Origin of the sequence: Kosakonia sp. SMBL-WEM22, from assembly GCF_014490785.1 — a bacterium.
In the GTDB taxonomy this organism is placed as follows: domain Bacteria; phylum Pseudomonadota; class Gammaproteobacteria; order Enterobacterales; family Enterobacteriaceae; genus Kosakonia.
Genome location: NZ_CP051488.1, coordinates 3,074,716 through 3,093,239 on the forward strand (window position 1 = coordinate 3,074,716; position 18,524 = coordinate 3,093,239).

The 18,524-nt window shown below is 50.6% G+C and carries 20 protein-coding genes and 1 pseudogene; 20 read left to right on the plus strand and 1 reads right to left on the minus strand.

From position 1 onward, the window contains the following. Positions 1-74: 74 nt before the first annotated feature. Positions 75-404 (minus strand): YciI family protein, encoded by a 330-nt coding sequence (locus tag HF650_RS14785; protein ID WP_022065309.1) that lies wholly within the window; start codon positions 402-404, stop codon positions 75-77. A gap of 102 nt (positions 405-506) precedes the next feature. Here HF650_RS14785 and HF650_RS14790 point away from each other — a divergent pair, with 102 nt between their 5' ends. From HF650_RS14790 to HF650_RS14885, 20 genes and pseudogenes are all read left to right on the plus strand, one after another. Then, positions 507-1,400 (plus strand): LysR family transcriptional regulator, encoded by an 894-nt coding sequence (locus HF650_RS14790; protein WP_022065310.1) that lies wholly within the window; start codon positions 507-509, stop codon positions 1,398-1,400. Positions 1,401-1,969: 569 nt separating this feature from the next. Beyond that, complete coding sequence (locus tag HF650_RS14795) at positions 1,970-2,413, plus strand: hypothetical protein (protein ID WP_064757898.1); 444 nt, start codon at positions 1,970-1,972, stop codon at positions 2,411-2,413. 485 nt (positions 2,414-2,898) lie between these two features. Next, positions 2,899-3,818: pseudogene (locus HF650_RS14800) on the plus strand (hypothetical protein). Between the two features lie 141 nt (positions 3,819-3,959). Next, the gene (locus HF650_RS14805; RefSeq protein WP_020078417.1) at positions 3,960-4,154 is read left to right on the plus strand and encodes an AlpA family transcriptional regulator; all 195 of its coding nucleotides are present in this window, start codon (positions 3,960-3,962) and stop codon (positions 4,152-4,154) included. A gap of 52 nt (positions 4,155-4,206) precedes the next feature. Continuing rightward, positions 4,207-4,794, plus strand: coding sequence for a DUF2857 domain-containing protein (locus HF650_RS14810; protein ID WP_022065313.1), 588 nt, complete (start codon positions 4,207-4,209; stop codon positions 4,792-4,794). After that, positions 4,784-4,993 carry a TraR/DksA family transcriptional regulator gene (locus HF650_RS14815; protein WP_022065314.1) on the plus strand — a complete coding sequence of 70 codons (210 nt, stop codon included), beginning with the start codon at positions 4,784-4,786 and terminating at the stop codon, positions 4,991-4,993. Before HF650_RS14810 ends, HF650_RS14815 begins: the two co-directional genes overlap by 11 nt. A 393-nt stretch (positions 4,994-5,386) precedes the next feature. Then, positions 5,387-5,605, plus strand: coding sequence for a hypothetical protein (locus tag HF650_RS14820; protein ID WP_022065315.1), 219 nt, complete (start codon positions 5,387-5,389; stop codon positions 5,603-5,605). A 72-nt stretch (positions 5,606-5,677) separates the two neighbouring features. Further along, a complete protein-coding gene (locus HF650_RS14825; RefSeq protein ID WP_187799300.1) occupies positions 5,678-6,322 on the plus strand; it encodes a lytic transglycosylase domain-containing protein in 645 nt (214 codons plus the stop codon). After that, positions 6,319-6,597 carry a TrbC/VirB2 family protein gene (locus HF650_RS14830; RefSeq protein ID WP_045903274.1) on the plus strand — a complete coding sequence of 93 codons (279 nt, stop codon included), beginning with the start codon at positions 6,319-6,321 and terminating at the stop codon, positions 6,595-6,597. The genes HF650_RS14825 and HF650_RS14830 overlap by 4 nt, the downstream gene beginning before the upstream one ends. Before the next feature lie 11 nt (positions 6,598-6,608). Next, on the plus strand, positions 6,609-9,356 hold the full coding sequence (locus HF650_RS14835) for a VirB3 family type IV secretion system protein (RefSeq protein ID WP_187799301.1): 2,748 nt from the start codon (positions 6,609-6,611) through the stop codon (positions 9,354-9,356). 22 nt (positions 9,357-9,378) lie between these two features. Further along, positions 9,379-10,107, plus strand: coding sequence for a type IV secretion system protein (locus tag HF650_RS14840; protein ID WP_022065319.1), 729 nt, complete (start codon positions 9,379-9,381; stop codon positions 10,105-10,107). A gap of 11 nt (positions 10,108-10,118) precedes the next feature. Further along, positions 10,119-10,394: an EexN family lipoprotein gene (locus HF650_RS14845; RefSeq protein WP_022065320.1), complete on the plus strand. Its 276-nt coding sequence runs from the start codon at positions 10,119-10,121 to the stop codon at positions 10,392-10,394. A 71-nt stretch (positions 10,395-10,465) separates the two neighbouring features. Next, the gene (locus tag HF650_RS14850; RefSeq protein WP_045903275.1) at positions 10,466-11,497 is read left to right on the plus strand and encodes a type IV secretion system protein; all 1,032 of its coding nucleotides are present in this window, start codon (positions 10,466-10,468) and stop codon (positions 11,495-11,497) included. An 89-nt stretch (positions 11,498-11,586) separates the two neighbouring features. Further along, on the plus strand, positions 11,587-11,727 hold the full coding sequence (locus tag HF650_RS14855; protein WP_020078407.1) for a hypothetical protein: 141 nt from the start codon (positions 11,587-11,589) through the stop codon (positions 11,725-11,727). Beyond that, a complete protein-coding gene (locus HF650_RS14860; protein WP_045903276.1) occupies positions 11,720-12,403 on the plus strand; it encodes a type IV secretion system protein in 684 nt (227 codons plus the stop codon). The genes HF650_RS14855 and HF650_RS14860 overlap by 8 nt, the downstream gene beginning before the upstream one ends. Continuing rightward, positions 12,403-13,290 carry a P-type conjugative transfer protein VirB9 gene (virB9, locus tag HF650_RS14865; RefSeq protein ID WP_045903277.1) on the plus strand — a complete coding sequence of 296 codons (888 nt, stop codon included), beginning with the start codon at positions 12,403-12,405 and terminating at the stop codon, positions 13,288-13,290. The genes HF650_RS14860 and virB9 overlap by 1 nt, the downstream gene beginning before the upstream one ends. Next, on the plus strand, positions 13,287-14,594 hold the full coding sequence (gene virB10 / locus HF650_RS14870) for a VirB10/TraB/TrbI family type IV secretion system protein (protein WP_022065103.1): 1,308 nt from the start codon (positions 13,287-13,289) through the stop codon (positions 14,592-14,594). The genes virB9 and virB10 overlap by 4 nt, the downstream gene beginning before the upstream one ends. Further along, on the plus strand, positions 14,584-15,603 hold the full coding sequence (virB11, locus tag HF650_RS14875; protein WP_022065102.1) for a P-type DNA transfer ATPase VirB11: 1,020 nt from the start codon (positions 14,584-14,586) through the stop codon (positions 15,601-15,603). Before virB10 ends, virB11 begins: the two co-directional genes overlap by 11 nt. A 60-nt stretch (positions 15,604-15,663) precedes the next feature. After that, complete coding sequence (locus tag HF650_RS14880; RefSeq protein WP_045903278.1) at positions 15,664-15,966, plus strand: TrbM/KikA/MpfK family conjugal transfer protein; 303 nt, start codon at positions 15,664-15,666, stop codon at positions 15,964-15,966. Positions 15,967-16,664: 698 nt separating this feature from the next. After that, entirely contained in the window at positions 16,665-18,524 is a 1,860-nt protein-coding gene (locus HF650_RS14885) for a type IV secretion system DNA-binding domain-containing protein (RefSeq protein ID WP_187799302.1), read from the plus strand.

Consider the following 18,524-nt stretch of genomic DNA (forward strand, 5'->3'; position numbering starts at 1 on the left):
AGGTGTTCCTTTTCCCCATACCCTGTATGTGGTTCATCCGGCAGACTAAGAGAAATCTCTCTTAACTCAATTGGTTAATCAATTAAATCCTTCAAATCCCCGGTTGCATTATGGCTTGAGTAACTGCTGAACTGCCCGAACAGAGGGTCCCATTGCTGGATATCAAGGTGGGCAATAAGGCCTTCACGTGCAAAAGGGTCCGCACCGATCATGGACTGGACTTCATCGCGCGTCTCAGCCCTGAAAATAAGAAATCCCGCCCGCAGCGGCGTGTTTTTGAGTGGACCGGACGCTAACAGTTTGCCCTGTTCTATCAGCCCCTTCAGATAAATCACATGCTCGCGCACAAAGGTATTCCACCCGGTGCCGTCCGGATGGTCCATTCTGACAATATAAATGTGCATCGTTTTCGCTGTCCTGTTCATGAGACAAAAAATAAGCATAATAAGTATTAGCAGTTTTTAAAATTCGCCAATATTGAGTTCTGAAACAACCAGGAGTAGCGAATGCTGGATAAACTTACCGGAATGCGGGCCTTCGTTGTTGTGGTTCAGACAGGCTCTTTTGTTGCGGCCGCAGACCGGCTCGATATGTCGCCTCAGATGGTGGCTCGCCATATCGCCACACTTGAGAAGCAGCTTGAAACGCGCCTGCTTAACCGAACGACGCGTAGGCAAAGCCTGACGCCGGCAGGCTCGCTGTACTACAGGCGTTGTGAAACAATTTTACAAGCCATCAACAGTGCAGAACGGGAAGCAAGCAGTTCGAGTGCGATTCTTGCAGGTACGCTACGGCTGAATGCGCCGGTAACATTCGGCCGTTATGTCTTAGTGGATTTTTTGAGCATATTTCTTGAGCGTTATCCGCAAATGCGTATTGAACTTATTCTTTCTGATGACGTTATTAATCCTGCTTCAGAAGATTTTGACCTGGTGATACGCATCGGCGAGCTTGATAAGAAACTCAGACTTGCGGCAAAACCGTTGCCTGCGTACCGATTTATTGCATGCGCTGCTCCTCAATACCTGGCAAAGTACGGTCATCCAGAACAACCTTCTGATCTGAAACATCATGAGTGTCTGGTTTTTGCACCTTGGTCTGCGGGATTAAGCCATTACTGGCCTTTTTCCAGCAGTGAGGGATATGCGGAAGTGATGGTAAACTCTCGCTTGGCTATTAACGACTGGGGAGCAATCCTTGAGGCGGCATTAAGAGGTACTGGCTTGCTATTTGGTTATGAAAAGGGACTTGAACGATTTATTAAAATGGGAAAACTCGTTCCTGTTCTGGAAGATTTTAATATTCCCCCTCGGGAAATGCATTTATTGTATGACCCTTCTCGGGCTAACGAAAACCGGTATAAAGTTTTTATTGACGAATTGTATGAACATCTTAGCTAATTATTCCGCCAAGCCTTTTAATAACAGCAATCTCACTTAGGCATCACTGCTGTCAGTCAATTTCACTGCAGATGCGCAATAGCCTATCTCATTGGGCTATTTATTTTGCCATTAGGAACGAACATTCACCTGAAAGCTGAGATGAAATTTCTTTTTTATTTAAGACACCTGACTTGTCTTGAAGTAAGGCTATCTCCTCTGTTCAGGTGGTTAAATTCAATCTGCCATTACAAAACCAGCAGAACGGTGTTAGAAGTGAGGGATTTTTGAAGTGCCCCCCTCCCTGGACATTCTCAGAATGGACAGTACATGCAATTTTATCCGTTGGAACAGACATCTGACTTAAACCGGATTCGTATTGATCATCAAGGATATATCTTCAGAGGTAACGGCACCTTGAATTGTATACATATGAATCATTACAAGTAATCCCAGAGTAGCCGGTTGACATTCCCGTTGTTGATACTCGATTGCTGCACTTTCACTTATGACACTTTTGTTGTTGCATAAGAATCTTGTTTTCATGTATCTTATATCATTACATGAAGTTCTTATGAGGGGTACATACTATGTCATTCGATAACGTTTTAGAGCAGTTCTGGGTTTGCATGGTAATAGCGCTGATGTCCAGTTGTACTTCAATCACCGTCACGCAACAGGAAATGTTCCGTCTTTTGCGAGAACGAATGGTCAAGATAAATGCCATGACAGGTTGTCTCCTCAGTTGCTTTTATTGTTTCAGTCACTGGGTGGTTTTAGTGGGTATGGCAATCTACAGGCCTGTTCTCCTTAATTCAGGATTTTGGTTAGTTGACCTTGCTGTTACTGCTTTCTTTACCATCGGTTTAACGTCCATATTCAGAGGTATTATTCTAATGATGATGAGAAATGCCATTGCCAAGGCGATTGAAGAAAAGGACATGAAAGACAACTTTGTTTATAGCATGTACAACACCATACGATATATTTTTCTTCGCAAGGATCGCCACCTCTGCGCCAGGTATGTTGAGTAATTAATAATAAATTGCTTTCACGCCAGTCTATAAACTCTTTTTTCCGCATCATCAGCGACGTCAGTATAGGCTTACTGCCGATGCTGAAATTCAATACCTGCGTGACGATTTGGTATAAATGAGATCTGATACGTGTGGCATATATAATAATCTCCAACCCAATTTCATCTTAGAATACTCTGAGTCAGTTTACATTATCGCTATATTCGCATGGAGTATTTCTTTGATTCTGGCAAAAGTAAAAATCAAAGACTGGGCATATATCATTCAAATTAATAACCAACATACAGTATGAATGTTGTCAGCTTTTTTCCGTGTTTCTAAGGCGCGACCAGTCCCTCTTAAATATCATCCAAACGAAGTTTATTACGTGGAAACTCTTATTAATTGAACTTGAACTAGCATGCCTGAAGTAAGAGCACTGAGTAATGTTAACAGCATTTAAACCAAGTACCATTACCTTGCAATACAAGTGGAGCTTCATTATGAAAAAAGAAAATAATCGCACTGACATTAAATACTCGATGACTGAGTGGTTAACTATACCTGAAGCCATACAACTGGCTCAACACGAATTGAAGTTTAGATTAACAAAAAGTGATATATACAAGAATGCGCTGAGAGGAAACATCATCCTTTCCATTTATTTTCAGTCACCTATTACATTAAGAAAAATTCAAAAAGTAAAAAATAAATTAAAATTTAGACCTATAGAAAACTCATTAATCTCCCGCCTTTGCGCCCTCGAAAAAAAAGCTTTATCGAAGAAAACAATCTGATACTCAGCACAGAAGGAAGATATTTACGCACTGCGCAAAGAATTATAGATACCAGCCTGGCTGGATATGAATATGTTCTTGTACAACGTCTACTATCACAATCACTTAAAATCCCAGCGCCAATAACTGGAGCTAATGAATTCAATTATGGGCTGACGGTTACTATTTCAGGGGAAATATATCAAATATTTATAAATTCCACATGGAATGACAGAATACGACAACAAACAGCGTTGCTCCCCGAAGATATCATTCTGGATATTTCCGAAAAAATATCCCATATTGAAGTAAACAACACGCTGAGAAAAGCGTACTTTCCACTCTATAATTTACCTACTGATGCATGTTTTGTTATACGCCATTCAGAACTTGGAAAGCTTATAAACATCCCAACCAAGTCGTTGGCCGTTAAACCCCGTATTTCAACGCCTCTATCACGTCTTTTCTGGCTTGCCTGTTATCATAATGAGGATATAAGGCCTTTACTTCGACAACCTTATAAACTCTTATCCATCTTCGAGCAATGGGCCTCAGACGATGGCATCACAGATCGACTCAGCGGAGACACACTAAAAACCGCGCTAGAACGAGGCTCCCCAGTTTCACCATCATCTAAGATAGCATGATATTTATCATGCTAAAGTTTAAATCCGTATTAAGGATAATAGCCTCCTTGATATGGATTTATTAACTTCCATCCTAATCTTTCCTGTGCTTCTTTTGAGAACGCCGGGCGTCCACCGGTTATTTAACCACAGGAGAAAACAATGACAGCACATCAGCTATTACGCCTGAAGCAAGTTGAAGAAAAAACTGGCCTGAAACGCTCTCAGATTTACCTGTATATGAAAAATGGAACCTTTCCACGTTCAATAAAAATTGGCCCGGCCAGTGTGGCCTGGCTCGAATCGGAAATTGATGAATGGATCAGCCTTAAATTGGCCGGACGTTCAATCAGTTAAACATGTCCGTTTATTTGCTCAACTTTTCCATATAGATTGAGGAGATAACAGAATGATTCCATTAATTAATTACACCATCTTAACTGATGCGTTGCACGCTCTGAAAGTTGGGGATATTCGTCACTGCGAGTCCCTCGGATTCACTTTCGACGAAATGAATGCTCTTAATGAGTTATCACTCGATGAACTGTTTGCTGTCAGCCGGGCGGCGGCTCCCTTTGTTTCGGTCAGTGTCCGCCATGATGTTCTGCATCATTTACTGGCGCAGGCCCGACAGGAATACCGACAACAGCAGCAGATTAACCGGGCTATCCGGCTGGGCGGTTCTATCGCGTTGCTCAACCACTACTTTGGCCTGACGTCTAATGATGTCTGCCTTCGCCGACGGTTGCTGGGTGTCAGCGTGCCATATGGACGTACACCTGAGCCGGATGAAGAGACAGATGCCGAGATCTGGCGGCAATGGCAGAAGTGCCGGATGGAAAACCTTGAATCCCCCGACGCGCTGATGGCCATTATGAAGGTTACTGAACTCTTGCTACCAAGGTTCCAGGGACTGTCACTCACCATGGTATGGAGACGTATCACGCTTTGTGAAAAGGAAGTTGCCGCTAACAGGAGGGCACCAGATGCCGGATGAGATCGATCGCGATCAGGAATTTAATGAGCAGCGCCTGGAGGAGATGATTGAACAGAGTCGTTTTAAGCCGGGGTCGACACCATCATTATTTCACTGTCGTGTATGTGGTAAACCCATTCCAGAAAAGCGACGGCAAGCACTGCCGGGTGTAACCACCTGTACGGAATGTCAGGAAAAACTTGAACGTAGTAGCCGCTGACAGGAAAAAAAGGACGTGTAGAGATGTTATATCTCTGCACGTCTTTATTATTCACGGTGAATGTTAATACCACTCTCTCGTGTTTTTTAAATCCTCATTATTCTCACTGCATCTTAAATACTCCACTATTTTTCTCTCTTCTTTTTGTTTTGAGTTTCTTATTTATATCCCTCACCAGATATTCGAATCTGAGAACGCCATTACAGCATAGTCGCCCCTATGGACATTAATTCGTCCTGACAGGGTATTGCTCTTTAACAAAATGGATCGGGCTGTCACGTAACCACAATTCAGGGTGCCGCTGAATGTTCTCGCTGACCCGTTAAAACCGGAATGCAGAACCGGGATGTGACTGGTTTATTTCATTTACTGTTTTTGATCAAAGGAAATTCCATGAGAAAACCCGCTTATCACGTATTTGTTACCCAGGAAAGCCAGCCCGATGTGCAGGGCGAAACAAACACGTACTGGACAAAAGTTGGCGTGGCCTTCGCACATAACGGCAAGCCCGGTCTGAATATCGTTTTGATACCCGGTATTGCCGTCTCCGGCAGACTGGTGCTACTTGAACCCAGGGAAGATTGTGACATTTCACAGAATGCGGCCGCTTAATCCATTTTCTCTTCTTCTCCCCCGGCGGCGTATTTTTCTATAAGCCGCCGGTCTCTCTGTTACGAGGCCAGCATGCTTTCCACCACTGCCTTTCTGGCACTGGCGGTGCAGTGCGCCGCCAGTATTCACCCATCCACGGCACTTGACGTCGCGCGGGTCGAATCCGGTTTCCACCCTTACGCCATTGCTGAAATCCTGCCAGACAGTCGGGGCGTGATTTCTCATTTTCCCACGAGCCTACCGGAGGCGGTCCGCCTCACCGGACAGCTGACTGCACAGGGCCGACGCTATTCGGTCGGCCTGATGCAAATCACCAGCACCAATTTCCGCCATTACGGCGTCACGGCCAGCGACCTGCTTAACCCTTGCATCAATCTGTCGGTATTTGAGCGCATTCTCGCCGACTGTTACCGGCGCGGCAGAACACTGAAACGGGCGCTCAGTTGTTACTACTCCGGCAACTTTGAAACCGGCCAGCGACCGCAATCCGCCTTTAACCAGACCAGCTACGTACAGCGCATTGGCTATGTCGTCCCGTCCACCCGGGAAGACCGGCAGCGTGCCCCTGACCCGAGCACACAACCGTCTGTCCGTTATCCCGCCGTTGTGCTGCGCGGCGAGCCTGCCGGTGCCACTGCGCCGGTCCTGACTTGCCTGCATTATCCCGGTTCCGTCATTCGCGGCGCTATCCCTGTTGTCCCTGATGAGGAGAAATGATCATGCGTAAACGCCGTTACTCTGCTGTTGCTTCCATGCTGCTGTCTGCCCCGGCGCTGGCGGCAGACAGCGGATTTAACAAGGCCAATGAGACACTGAGCAATACTTCGACCGGCCTGCTGGGTCTGGCCGCCGTCACCATCACGCTGGCGACAATGTGGGTGGGCTACAAGGTGCTGTTCGATGGCAAGAGCCTGCACGACATGCGTAACGTCATCATCGGCGCGATCCTGATTGTTGGCGCGTCCGGCTTCGGTGCCTACTGGGCATCATAAGGGAGGCAACGATGGCTACGCTGAATAAAGCGCTTACGCGGCCTGCCACCATTATGGGCATTCCTCTCGTGCCGTTCGTTCTCGTCAGCGGGGCTATCGTCCTGCTGGCGGTCTATGTCAGCTATTACCTGGCACTGTTGCTGATCCCGGCCTGGGCGGAAATGAAAAATAAAGCCCGAAAGGACATTCATTATTTCAGTCTGCTCTGGCTTGCGTTTAAAACCCGTGGACGACTTTTCACCAATACCCATTTTGGCGCGAATGCCCTTCTGGCGAATCAGTACGATAATGTTGATGTCTCGGAGTTTATTCAGAAAATGAAATTAAACGAGCGTATTACGCTGGATAAATATATTCCGTATTCCTCCCATATTCACCCTCACATCATCAGAAACCGTCACCGTGATTTTATTGCCACCTGGGAGCTGGGCGGCACAGTCTTTGAATGTGAAGACGAACATCACCTGACCCTGATGGCCACACATCTGAACAATATTATCCGCTCGTATGAAGGTCTGCCGGTAACATTTTATATTCACCGGCTCCGTGAAAAATACCATGATGCTTTTGAAGCCTGTTCGGGTATTCCCTTTTCCGATGACGTGACCCGGCGGTATTACCAGCCGGTAAAAGAAAAACCGTTCTGGCGGCACCGGCTGTTTTTCACCGTCTGCTACGCACCGTTCTCTCAGATCGAGAAGAAAACAATGAAAGCGCAGTCGCACGGTAAACGCCAGCCAGTTCTGGATGACGCGCTCAAAATCATGCTGGAATACCGTGAAGCACTGGGATCCTCATTATCCCGCTACATGGCAACACCGCTGGGGATATATGAAGAAAACGGGCGGGTGTATTCCTCGCAACTGGCGTTCTTCCACCGCCTGATCACCGGACAGTGGCAGAAGGTGGCCGTAACGCGCTCGCCGTTTTATGAAACATTAAGCACGCCGGACGTGTTTTTCACCACCGACACCGGTGAATGCCAGACGGTCAGCGGTTCCCGCTTCTTCCGCAGCCTGGAGATTAAGGATTATTCCCCGGAAACCCATACCGGTATGCTGGATGCGCTGCTGTACGCCGAAAGCGAGTATGTTCTGACGCAGTCCTTTACCTGCATGGCGCGGGATGAAGCGCAGCATCATATCCGGCTGGCGGAAAAACGGCTTAACTCCACGGACGACGACGCGATTTCCCAGCGCGAAGAGTTGATTGTCCTGCGCGACCTGCTTCAGTCCGGGCATGTGTCGTGCGGTAAATTCCACTTTTCCCTGCTGATCTCCTCAGACAATGCCGGACAGGTGGTGAAGGACACTAACGTTCTGGCCCAGCCCTTCGCCGATCTTGGTATTATGACGACGCTCTCCACCCTGTCACTGCCCGCCGCATATCTGGCGCAACTGCCGGGCGTCTATACGCTGCGTCCCCGACTGGTGGCCGTCAGCAGCCAGAATTTCGCTGATATGGCCTGCCTGCATAACTTCCATGCCCACAAACGCAGCGGTAATCCGTGGGGGGAAGCCATCGCCATCCTCACATCTCCCGGCGGTGGCGGGTATTACCTGAACCTGCACGACAGCCAGGCCGAACGGGATGACACCGGTGAGAAAACGCCGGGTAATACGGCGATTATCGGGAAAACCGGCTCCGGAAAAATCCTGCTGATGACCATCATGCAACAACTGATGCAGAAATACCGTAACCCGGCGTCGTTTGCGCCTTCTGCCACCATCAAACGGCTGACCACGGTGTATTTCGATAAGGACCGGGCGGCGGAGATGGCGATCCGTCAGATGGGTGGACGATACTTCCGCATCCGTACCGGCGAGCCCACCGGCTTCAACCCGTTTGCGCTGGAGCCAACCCGCCGTAACATCAGTTTCATCAAACGGCTGGTGCGCATGCTGTGCCGCCGCAACGGTAAGCCGCTCGATCCGCGCGATGAGGAGCGGATCAGTGCCGCCGTGGACACCATCATGCAGGACTATCCGCCGGAGTTCCGCCGGTTCGGGATCACCCGGCTGCTGGAAGTGCTGCCGGAGCCGCCGACCACAGACGCCCGCACCAACGGGCTGCGTATTCGCCTGAAGCAGTGGGCGCAGGGGGGCGAGTTCGGCTGGGTGTTTGATAACGAGGCTGATACTTTCACCATCAGCGATGTCGATAACTTTGGTATCGACGGCACCGAATTTCTGGATGATGACGATATTCGCGGCCCCGTGACCTTTTACCTGCTGTACCGTGTGACCAGTCTGCTGGATGGTCGCCGCCTGGTGATGTTTATGGATGAGTTCTGGCGCTGGCTGGCCGATGTCGAATTTTCCCGCTTCTCGCTCAATATGCTGAAAGTCATCCGCAAGCTGAACGGTATCTTCATCCCGGCAACACAGTCACCGGATGAAATCGTCAGACACCCCATCGCCCCGGCGATTATTGAGCAGTGCGGTACCCAGATTTTCCTCGCCAATCCGAAAGCCAGCTATGCGGATTACGTGGAGAAAATGAAAGTGCCGGACAATGTTTATGACACGGTCAGAAACCTGGATCCGGGCGAGCATTATATGGTCATCCTGAAAACACCGCTGCGGGCCGGAGAAACCCGCCCGTTTGTGGCAATGGCGAAAATGGATCTGTCCGGACTGGGTAAACTCACCCGGCTTCTCAGCGGCAGTGAGGACAATCTGAAAATATTTGATGCCATTTATCAGGACGGTATGCGACCTGATGAATGGAAAGACGCTTTCCTTGAGCGGGCCATCTAATAGCGGACTGGAGGTAATATTAATGCGTAACCGGGATCACCTTCTGGCATTATCGTTATTTTTCTCGACGCAGGCGTTCAGCGCCGGAATACCGGTTTTCGACGCCGTGCAGAATACCGAATCCATTAACCAGTGGATGCAGAAACTACAGCAATGGGAGGATACGGCTACCCATTATAAAAGTGAACTTGATGCGTATAAAAAACAGTTAGCCACTGCAACCGGCGTGCGGGATATTAAGGGTTTTCTCAGTGATGCCCGAAGTCTGAAAACCGATATTGATAATCTCCGTAAGAACGGTATTTCACTGCATGATCTGCTGACCACGCAGAACAGTTCATATTCTTCTGAACTGCAAAACCTTTACAATAAATACAAATCGTTCAGCGTATGCAGCGAGGAACAGGAAGGAATAAAATCTCAGGCCCTGGCCGACAGTTGTAAACAGATGATCCTCAATCAGGCAATGGCGATTGAGAATACCACTGGCGTTGAAAACAGGATCAACAGCACACTCAGCGACATATCAGACTTATCTGATCGTATATCGAATGCGCAGGACTCGAAAGAGTCTCAGGATCTGGCTAACGCCATCGCGGCGAAAAGCGTACAGTTAAATGCGCTGACGAATCAGTGGGAGATGTCTGTCAGACAAGCTGAACAGCGAACGACATTGCTGGAACAGCAAAGACAGAAAGCCTTTGAACAGCAACAGCTAACGGCACCTGTTGCTGACCTTAATAATTTATAAGGAGGTTATCCGTGCTCAGATCTTTATTCACCTTATGCACATTCTCAGGCGCGATATTACTGTCCGGCTGCAAGGAAACCAAATCCGAAGCCTGGTATAAGCAGCATCCTGACGAAACATATGCGGTTTATACGCAATGCCTTAAGGATGGTGAGGCAAGCGATAACTGCGAATTTGCCCACCGGGCAGCACTTATGTTTGCACAGGAAGGCCAGCCCGGGGTTAAGGAGAAATTTGAGGCGATATTTCAGCAGGAAGCTGAAAAAAGAAATGCTGTGACACAGTAATTTTTCCTCCAGCAAAACAGGGAATTCTCCCTGTTTTTTATTTCCTTTCTTTATATATCAGGTGAGGCACCATGTCCGGTGGTATTTTTGTTGGTATGGACAAAAACATCATGGATGGACTGAATACCGTACTGGAAGGTCAGTCTTCCACTTACGGCACGATGACCAGCGTCATCATCGTCAGCTCTTTTACCCTGTTTATACTGTTTCGCGGTTATCAGACGCTGGCTGGCAAACTCCGGACCCCGGTTGAAGATGTCGCCTGGGATGTGGGGCGAATGTTGCTGATCACCACCTTTGCGTTAAACCTTGATGGCTGGCTGGATATGGCGGTAGCGGCTATCCAGGGACTCAAAGACGGTATCAGAGGCGATGATAACGTCTGGGCGCTACTGGATACAGTCTGGGAAAAGGCACAGGCGCTGGGGCAAAAGTTATTTAATATGGACACCTCAACTTACGTCAAACTGAATGGTGGCCTTGCCGAAGTCCTGGTATGGGGCGGCTCTATTGTCCTGCTGATGGCTGCCACCTTTGTGAACCTGCTCGCCGAAATCACCATCCTGTTAATGACGACCACCGCGCCGCTCTTTATTTTCTGCCTGCTGTACGGTTTTCTTAAGCCGATGTTTGATAACTGGCTGAAAACGATTTTCGCGGCAATATTAACGATCATGTTTTCCGCCTTATCCATCCGTATCGCCATTAATTACCTGAATAAAATACTGGATGCCGCAGCAAAAACATCTGCTGAAACCAATATGGTCACGCTGGCGGCACAGTGCCTGCTGGCCGGGATTGCGGCGGGTGTGGTGGTCTGGTTCTCCGCGAAGCTCGCCAGCGCACTCAGCGGGGCCGCCGTACAGGCGGTGCTGCAGGGGGCAGCAATGAGTGGTCTGAGCGGGCTGGCGAATAAATCCGCCAGCCTTGCCGGGCCTGGCCTCAGGGGCGGTGCCCGCCTAGCTGCGAAAGGCGGCCTAGCCGCCGCCGCGGCGACCGGGAGACTCACAGGCGCAGGCACGGGTAAAACCGTGAACGCCTGGCAGAAACGCGCCGCCGCCATCGAAAGCATGAAACGCCTGAACCGGCAGCGTCACCGTTAATCCTTCCTGCCGTTAATTTCCTTTCCCCGTCACGCCGTGGCCAGCGCCACCGGTGCGGCATTCCTGCATCCATACGATAAGGGGCTTCCATGAAATTCAGCATCATTCTTCTGATGCTGTGCGCGCTCACGGGCTGCGCACGGCATCAGGGCGACCTTCCGCCGGTATCCGGCGAACCCGAGCCGGTGAATTCCCCCGCCATCATTCAGGAGCTGACTCACCATGTCTGATATTCAGAACATTGTTAATGTTTCCCGCTCTTTTGAATCCATCCTGCTGGAAAAGGAAGAGCGTTCCCGAAAAACCGCATGGCGGGTGGCCGCTGCCGGGCTGATTCTGGCTGCAATGGCGATTGCGGCCATTATTATTCTGCTGCCGCTGAAAACCACCGACACTGAATTATGGTCAGTGGATAAACAGACCGGGCGCTATGAATATATGACCCGCGTGAAGGAGCGGGATATTTCGTCTGAAAAAGCACTGGCGCACTCGCTGGCAGCACACTATGTCAGACTTCGCGAGGGGTATAATTATTTCTCCCTCCAGCGTGATTATGACGACGTACAGTTATTTAACAGCGACAGCGTGAACCGGGACTATCTGGACGGGTTTAACGGTGACCAGGCACCGGACATGATTTTTAATAAGGCGGAATATGTTGTTGATATCGACATTATTTCCAATGTGCATGCGCCTGCCACCGGGCCGGATAATCTGGCAACCCTGCGTATCAAGCGCACTATCCGCCGTATTGCTGATAATTCCGTGAAAACGGATGTGTGGAATATCCGCCTCACATACCGCTACGTCCCGAACCGGCAACTGACCGACAGCCAGCGCGAAGTGAACCCGCTGGGCTTTATCGTCACCAGCTACCAGCGCGACAAAGAGCTGAGGGGGGAATGATGCTGAAATACATTCTGCTCCTCACGGGTTTACTGGCGTCATGCGTGGCATGGAGCACGGCGACACCACGCGGCAGCACGTATGACAGCCGGATGCAGAACGTCACGTACAACAGCCAGAACGCCACGGTTGTCAGTACCCGCCCCGGCTACGTCACCATGCTGGTGTTTGAAGATGATGAAACCGTTATCGATGCGCAGGCGGGTTTTCCAAAAGGCTGGACCGTGACGAAAAGCGACAACCGGGTGGGCGTCAGCCCGAACCCGATCACCCAGCCGGTAACGGACGCCAGCGGCAACAACGTCAGTCAGGTGTTTCTGCCGACGGCAAAAGACTGGAAAACCAACCTGTTCGTGGTGACCTCGAAGCGTGATTACAGCCTGGAGCTGAACGTGCTGGACCGCGACTCGCCCGCTCAGGCATACGTTATCCGCTACCACTATCCCGATGAGCAGAGGAAAAAGTCAGCTGCCGCCAGCGCCACCCGTCAGCAACATCAGCAGGAAACACTGGACCGGCAGCGGATAGCGGTGGCATTCGGGCAGACCACCACGCCCCGCAACTGGCGCTATACAAAACGGATGGCCGCCGGTTCCGCCGCCATCGCCCCGGACTTTACCTGGGATGACGGCCGTTTTGCGTATATCGGTTTTTCCCCCACGAAAACCCTGCCTTCCGTCTTCCGGGTGGTGAACGGCCAGGAGCAGGCGGTCACGCCCCGGACGTTTCAACAGGGCAATTACACCGTGATGGCGGTTCCGGCATCGCCGCAACTGGTACTGCGCTACGGCACCTCGGTGGTGGGGATCGAAAACGACGGATTCGGGCGTATCCCGCTGGCCAACCGTGACACCGTTTCGCCGTCCGTTACGCTGGAGGCAAAATGACCGACAAATCTTTCCCGGACGAACCGGAAAAAACCACCGCAGAACGGGAATCGGAAGCCCGTGAACGCGCCCGCGCGGCAATGGCATATCAGGAGCCGGAGCAGAAAACGCCGCCCGGCCAGCCGGAAGTGACCCGTTTCCGTAAGACTTCCGGTCACCGTACGCTGATCGTCAGCCTGCTGAGTCTGGTCCTGGTCATCGCGCTGGCATCCGGTGGCGATCGTCTTCTCAGCGCCCTGAAAAGGGGTGATGAGAAAGAATCTGACACCGCGCCGCCGCCCGCCTCCGGGGCGGTGCAGCAGGAGCGTAAGAATCTGGGCATGGACAGTAACCCGTTTGGCCTGTTCGGGCCAGGGAGGCAGGAAAGCGCAGGCCCTGCCAGTCAGAGCGCCCCTGCCACTCCAGCTCTACCGCCAGGGCCGCCCGCCCTGAACAAGGCGGCAGCGCTGGCAGACGGGCTGAACAGCGGCAGCACAGGGTCAGGCGACGATACACGAACGTCCCGAAGCGGATCGCGCAGCAACGCGGAAACGTCGGGCAGCCCGTCAGCCGCCACGGCGTACACATCCTGTCAATCGGTACTGGTCAGTGGCAAAGATGGACGTCTGCGCTGCCCGGATACGACAGCACCGGCAGACAGCAATAACAACGACAATCCGGGCGTTGCCCGTATCACCGGTGTCAGGCGGCTGGGCCTTAATCCCGATCTCTATATCCCGGTGGATCGCTATATTCCGTGTTCGATGATGTGGCGCTTCGTATCCGATGTTGGCGGTCATATCTCCTGCCTGATTGGTGAGGATGTCTGGAGCGCCAGTAACCATGTGAAGCTGATCCCGGCAGGAACAGTCGCCCGTGGTATCTACCGCACCGGCGCACTGCAACACGGTCGCAGCCGGATGTTTGTGCTGTGGACGGAGCTGCGCACGCCGGAGCCCGGCAGCCTGCAAATTCCGCTCACCGATACTCAGGCCACCGGCCCGCTCGGTGAGGCGGGGATCGCAGGCTGGATCGACAGCCATTTCTGGGAGCGTTTCGGCAACGCCCTGATGCTCAGTACCGTGCAGGACGTGGCGGCAGCGGCATCAGATGCCGCGCCGGGTAAAGATCGCAATACCGACTATACCGAAAACACCCGCGCCGCCACGGCGGAAATGGCGAAAACGACGCTGGAAAACAGTATCAGTATCCCACCCACCATGTATCTGAACCAGGGCGATGTGATCGGCATCATGACCGGCACGGATATTGATTTTTCCTCTGTTTATCAACTACGGCTGAAAAAGAAATGGTATGAGCGCTGAAAACCTGTCACTGGATTTTATGAAAAATCAGTTGTTCGGTGATTATCTGCCAGTCGAAGGGCTGACCGAAATCGCGATTAACCGACCAGGGGAACTGCATACAAAAATAAAGGGGGCATGGCAGCGGCGTGAATCCCTGGTCACGCTGCGTCAGTGTTACGCCTTTGCCAGAGCACTGGCTTCCTGGCAGGACGATAATATTGACGATACGTCACCGATACTGTCGGCCACTCTCGAATCCGGCGAGCGTATTCAGGCGATTATTCCTCCTGCCTGTGAACGTAACACGGTGTCCATTACGTTACGCAAACCCTCGTTTGAGCAGAAAACACATCAGTCATGGATTGATGCGGGATTTTATCAGCGTGTGGCTGGTCAGGAAAAAACGGAAAGCCAGGATGATGCACTGATCCGGTTATATCACAGCGGGGATATTCCCCGTTTTATGGAAAAGGCGGTGGAATACGGCAAAACTATTTTTATTGTGGGTGAAACCGGCTCCGGCAAAACCACCTATATGAAAACGCTGCTGCATTATATTCCGCTGCATCTCCGGCTGGTAACGATTGAGGATAATCCCGAAATCCGTTTATATCACCATGCCAATTATGTTCATCTTTTTTACCCGGCGGATGCCGGGAATAACGCCATTGTCACACCCGGCAGGCTGATCCGTGCTAATTATCGTATGAACCCTGACCGGATATTACTGGCGGAAATTCGTGGACGGGAGGCGTGGGATGCGCTGAAAATTGCCGGCTCCGGGCATGAAGGGTTAATCACCTCCCTGCATGCGGGCACCCCGGAAGAATGTATTGAAGGCATCATTGACCGCTGCTATGAAAACCCGGACTGCCGGAACATTCCTTTTGATGTGCTGTTACGCAAGGTACTTAAAAGCATCGATGTCATCGTCAGCATTGATATACACGGTGATGTGCGACGGATGCGTGATATTTACTTTAAGCCAGTTCATTTAAATAGCATAAAAGAGGCATTCAGAAAATAACTCTGGCAAATAACATTATCCCAAATACGCAACCTTTCATTAATCATAACGGTGACTCAAATGAAGAAAGTCATACTCTCCGTATTATTTCTTGGCGTTATGGCGTCATGTTCAACATCCGCAATGGCTGCGAACGCCTGCGAAGTGGTGTTATGTATGTACGGTAAAGCAACCGCAAGTAGCGGCGGCAGTGAATGTCATTCCGCTGAACGTGCATTCTTTAATATCGTAAAAAAGAATAAACATGGTTTTCTGCCTGATCATACGGCTGATACCAGAAAATCGTTTTTACTTGAATGTGATTCGGCAGACCCGGCGGCTATCGGTCAGATCATCAGTAAATATGGCCGCATTCGTGGTTAACACTGGAGAGACGGGCACAGAGCATGACGGTTTTCAGGTTTTTACGGCTTCTGTTTTTCGCGGATTAAGGAGCGAAGAAACAGAGGCCGTAAAAATGAGGCAGCGGACAGAAATATTTTCGCGGGTTAAGGAGCGAAAATAATTCAGGCACCGCGCCTCACCTGCAAACAGCCGCGCCCACGCGGATTTTGCAGGCCGGGGGGAGCCGAATAAATTTCGCCGCCCTAGCGAGCGAAAAGCTATCGCCCACGATAGCGGTTTATTTGGGGGGCTTGCCCCGCACACCGTCGCGGCTAAGTCTCCGGCCCAATGCCGGTAGCGTGGCGCGACCATCCCCTTTAAAGGTCAGCTTCCCTTTTATTCCCGCTGCGAGGAACAAGCAAAGGGAAGAAAAAGGCGAAAGCGACCGTCTTAAAGGGGATGGTCGCGCGTAGCGGGCGACGGTGTGCCGCTTTTGACCCTGGGGGTTTTGGCGCGGCTTCCAGCCACGACATTACCCCCATGCGACATATCATAAGGGCGTCCAGCCCGCATGTACTGGCGCACGCCGTTTCGTGCGGGGAAGCATGCTTTCCTGCACATGGCCGCACAGCGGCCACCTTCTTTGTCCCGGACGTTCGCCCCGCCTTTTCGCCCGACCCCGTGGGGCGAACTGATGGGGCGATGTCATGGGGCGAATCACTGACGAAGGAGGCACGATGATTTTAAATAAGCTTACCGCTTCACTGTCGCCGATAGTGAACGGGATGCTGGCGCTGCTCGCTTTTGTGCAACAGCAACAACTGATGCTGGCATTATTAGCGGGGCTAACGATGCCGTTTTTTGCATCAATGAAAAGCGATGAACGGCAGAAAGCCCCGCTCTGGAAAAAGCTGATTATGGCTTTTTTCCTGCTGTGTTTTCTCTCCGGCACACTGGCTCCGATAGTTATCGGAGCCTTTCAGTGGCTGTATAAAATCAGACTCACCAGTGATAATTCAGGACTGGCCTGGTCAGTACGGATTGCTTTCACTGTAACCGGGATTATTTTTCATATTATGCTTCGCCGGGTATTCACGCCGGAACTGGACAGAATAAAGAAACGCCTTGTTAAAAAGACCACCCTTGAACGGGAATTGCGCACCGATGTCCGCACCGTAAAGTCCTTGTTGCCGGAAACACTGCATTATGATCCGCTGGATTATATCGATCTGAATAAAGGTATTTTTACTGGCATGGACAGGGAGAACGAACCGATGTATCTCCCGTTAAAAGACTGGCAGAAACAACATGCGGATATTATCGGCACTACCGGAGCCGGTAAAGGGGTGGCTGCCGGGATATTGCTCTACCAGAGCATTCTGGCCGATGAAGGTGTCTTTGTTATGGACCCCAAGGATGATGAATGGGCTCCACACCTTTACCGCAAAGCCTGTGAGGATGCAGGCAAGCCTTTTGCCTTAATTGACCTGCGAAAACAGCAATACCAGCTAAACCTGATTGAAAATATTACTGCCGATGAACTGGACGAATTGTTTGTTGCCGGTTTCAGCCTGGCGGAAAAAGGGCAGGAATCGGACTTCTATCGTATTGATGACCGAAAAGCCGCGCGTATGGCCGCGCAATTTGTCAGTGATAACCCATCGGCAACTCTCCGTGATGTTTATAACGGTGATTACGTTCAGGGTATTGCCGAAAAAATCAAAGCGTTCTTTGGGAAGATTGAGGAACTGGCATTACTCAATGCCATTAACTCACCAGAAGGCTTTTCGCTTAAGCACATATTTGATGAAGGCGGTTGCTGTTATGTTGTCGGCTCCATGCGAAACAGCAAAATTATTACCGCCCAGCGCATGCTGCTGGTTCGCCTTTACCAGTTGGCAGAAAAGCGCGATCGAGTAACAGACGTCCCCCGCCCTATTGCTGTTTATCTTTCCGAACTGAAATACCATCTATCCAGGCCAGCGCTGGAAGGTTTAGGCGCGGCGCGGGATAAAGGCGTACACATTATTATGGACCACCAGTCCATCGCCGATTTAAAAGACTGCCCGGCAGATTTGAAAGGTGACGCCGTTGTCGGTGCGGTCGTTGAAAATGCCAAATTCAAACTGGTTTACCGGGTTATGGACCCGGATACAGCGGAATGGGTGGCAAGAATGTCAGGCACTATTCTGGTGGATGACGAACTCCGTAAGGCTAAAACGGATAATATGCTGACGGAAACCATCGACAGTGAGCGCACAATCCGCCAGGCCGAACGTTTCTTTATTGACAGCAATATGATCCTGAACCTGCCCGATTTTGTCAGTTTTATCTTTACGACAAAAGCACTGCCTTCTGCCTCCCTGATTTCACCAATCAAGGTCAGAAAACGCCGGCTAAAAATCTTTTCGGTTTCCCCTGATATTACCGCAACAGCGGCACCGGTGAAGATCGCACTGGATTTTGGCGAGAATGATAAACCAGCTATGCCGGATGTGATGACAACGCACCCGGCTCTTTTCTTCGACGAAATAGAAGTAAAACCGGTAAAGCCGAAACCTGATGATGAAGAACACCTGTCCCCGCTGGATTTTTAA

Excerpts from the sequence above, each read along its gene's own strand:
- HF650_RS14785 (WP_022065309.1), bottom strand. The coding sequence starts at position 404 with ATGCACATTTATATTGTCAGAATGGACCATCCGGACGGCACCGGGTGG.
- HF650_RS14790 (WP_022065310.1), top strand. The coding sequence starts at position 507 with ATGCTGGATAAACTTACCGGAATGCGGGCCTTCGTTGTTGTGGTTCAG.
- HF650_RS14795 (WP_064757898.1), top strand. The coding sequence starts at position 1,970 with ATGTCATTCGATAACGTTTTAGAGCAGTTCTGGGTTTGCATGGTAATA.
- HF650_RS14805 (WP_020078417.1), top strand. The coding sequence starts at position 3,960 with ATGACAGCACATCAGCTATTACGCCTGAAGCAAGTTGAAGAAAAAACT.
- HF650_RS14810 (WP_022065313.1), top strand. The coding sequence starts at position 4,207 with ATGATTCCATTAATTAATTACACCATCTTAACTGATGCGTTGCACGCT.
- HF650_RS14815 (WP_022065314.1), top strand. The coding sequence starts at position 4,784 with ATGCCGGATGAGATCGATCGCGATCAGGAATTTAATGAGCAGCGCCTG.
- HF650_RS14820 (WP_022065315.1), top strand. The coding sequence starts at position 5,387 with ATGAGAAAACCCGCTTATCACGTATTTGTTACCCAGGAAAGCCAGCCC.
- HF650_RS14825 (WP_187799300.1), top strand. The coding sequence starts at position 5,678 with ATGCTTTCCACCACTGCCTTTCTGGCACTGGCGGTGCAGTGCGCCGCC.
- HF650_RS14830 (WP_045903274.1), top strand. The coding sequence starts at position 6,319 with ATGATCATGCGTAAACGCCGTTACTCTGCTGTTGCTTCCATGCTGCTG.
- HF650_RS14835 (WP_187799301.1), top strand. The coding sequence starts at position 6,609 with ATGGCTACGCTGAATAAAGCGCTTACGCGGCCTGCCACCATTATGGGC.
- HF650_RS14840 (WP_022065319.1), top strand. The coding sequence starts at position 9,379 with ATGCGTAACCGGGATCACCTTCTGGCATTATCGTTATTTTTCTCGACG.
- HF650_RS14850 (WP_045903275.1), top strand. The coding sequence starts at position 10,466 with ATGTCCGGTGGTATTTTTGTTGGTATGGACAAAAACATCATGGATGGA.
- HF650_RS14855 (WP_020078407.1), top strand. The coding sequence starts at position 11,587 with ATGAAATTCAGCATCATTCTTCTGATGCTGTGCGCGCTCACGGGCTGC.
- HF650_RS14860 (WP_045903276.1), top strand. The coding sequence starts at position 11,720 with ATGTCTGATATTCAGAACATTGTTAATGTTTCCCGCTCTTTTGAATCC.
- virB9 (WP_045903277.1), top strand. The coding sequence starts at position 12,403 with ATGCTGAAATACATTCTGCTCCTCACGGGTTTACTGGCGTCATGCGTG.
- virB10 (WP_022065103.1), top strand. The coding sequence starts at position 13,287 with ATGACCGACAAATCTTTCCCGGACGAACCGGAAAAAACCACCGCAGAA.
- virB11 (WP_022065102.1), top strand. The coding sequence starts at position 14,584 with ATGAGCGCTGAAAACCTGTCACTGGATTTTATGAAAAATCAGTTGTTC.
- HF650_RS14880 (WP_045903278.1), top strand. The coding sequence starts at position 15,664 with ATGAAGAAAGTCATACTCTCCGTATTATTTCTTGGCGTTATGGCGTCA.
- HF650_RS14885 (WP_187799302.1), top strand. The coding sequence starts at position 16,665 with ATGATTTTAAATAAGCTTACCGCTTCACTGTCGCCGATAGTGAACGGG.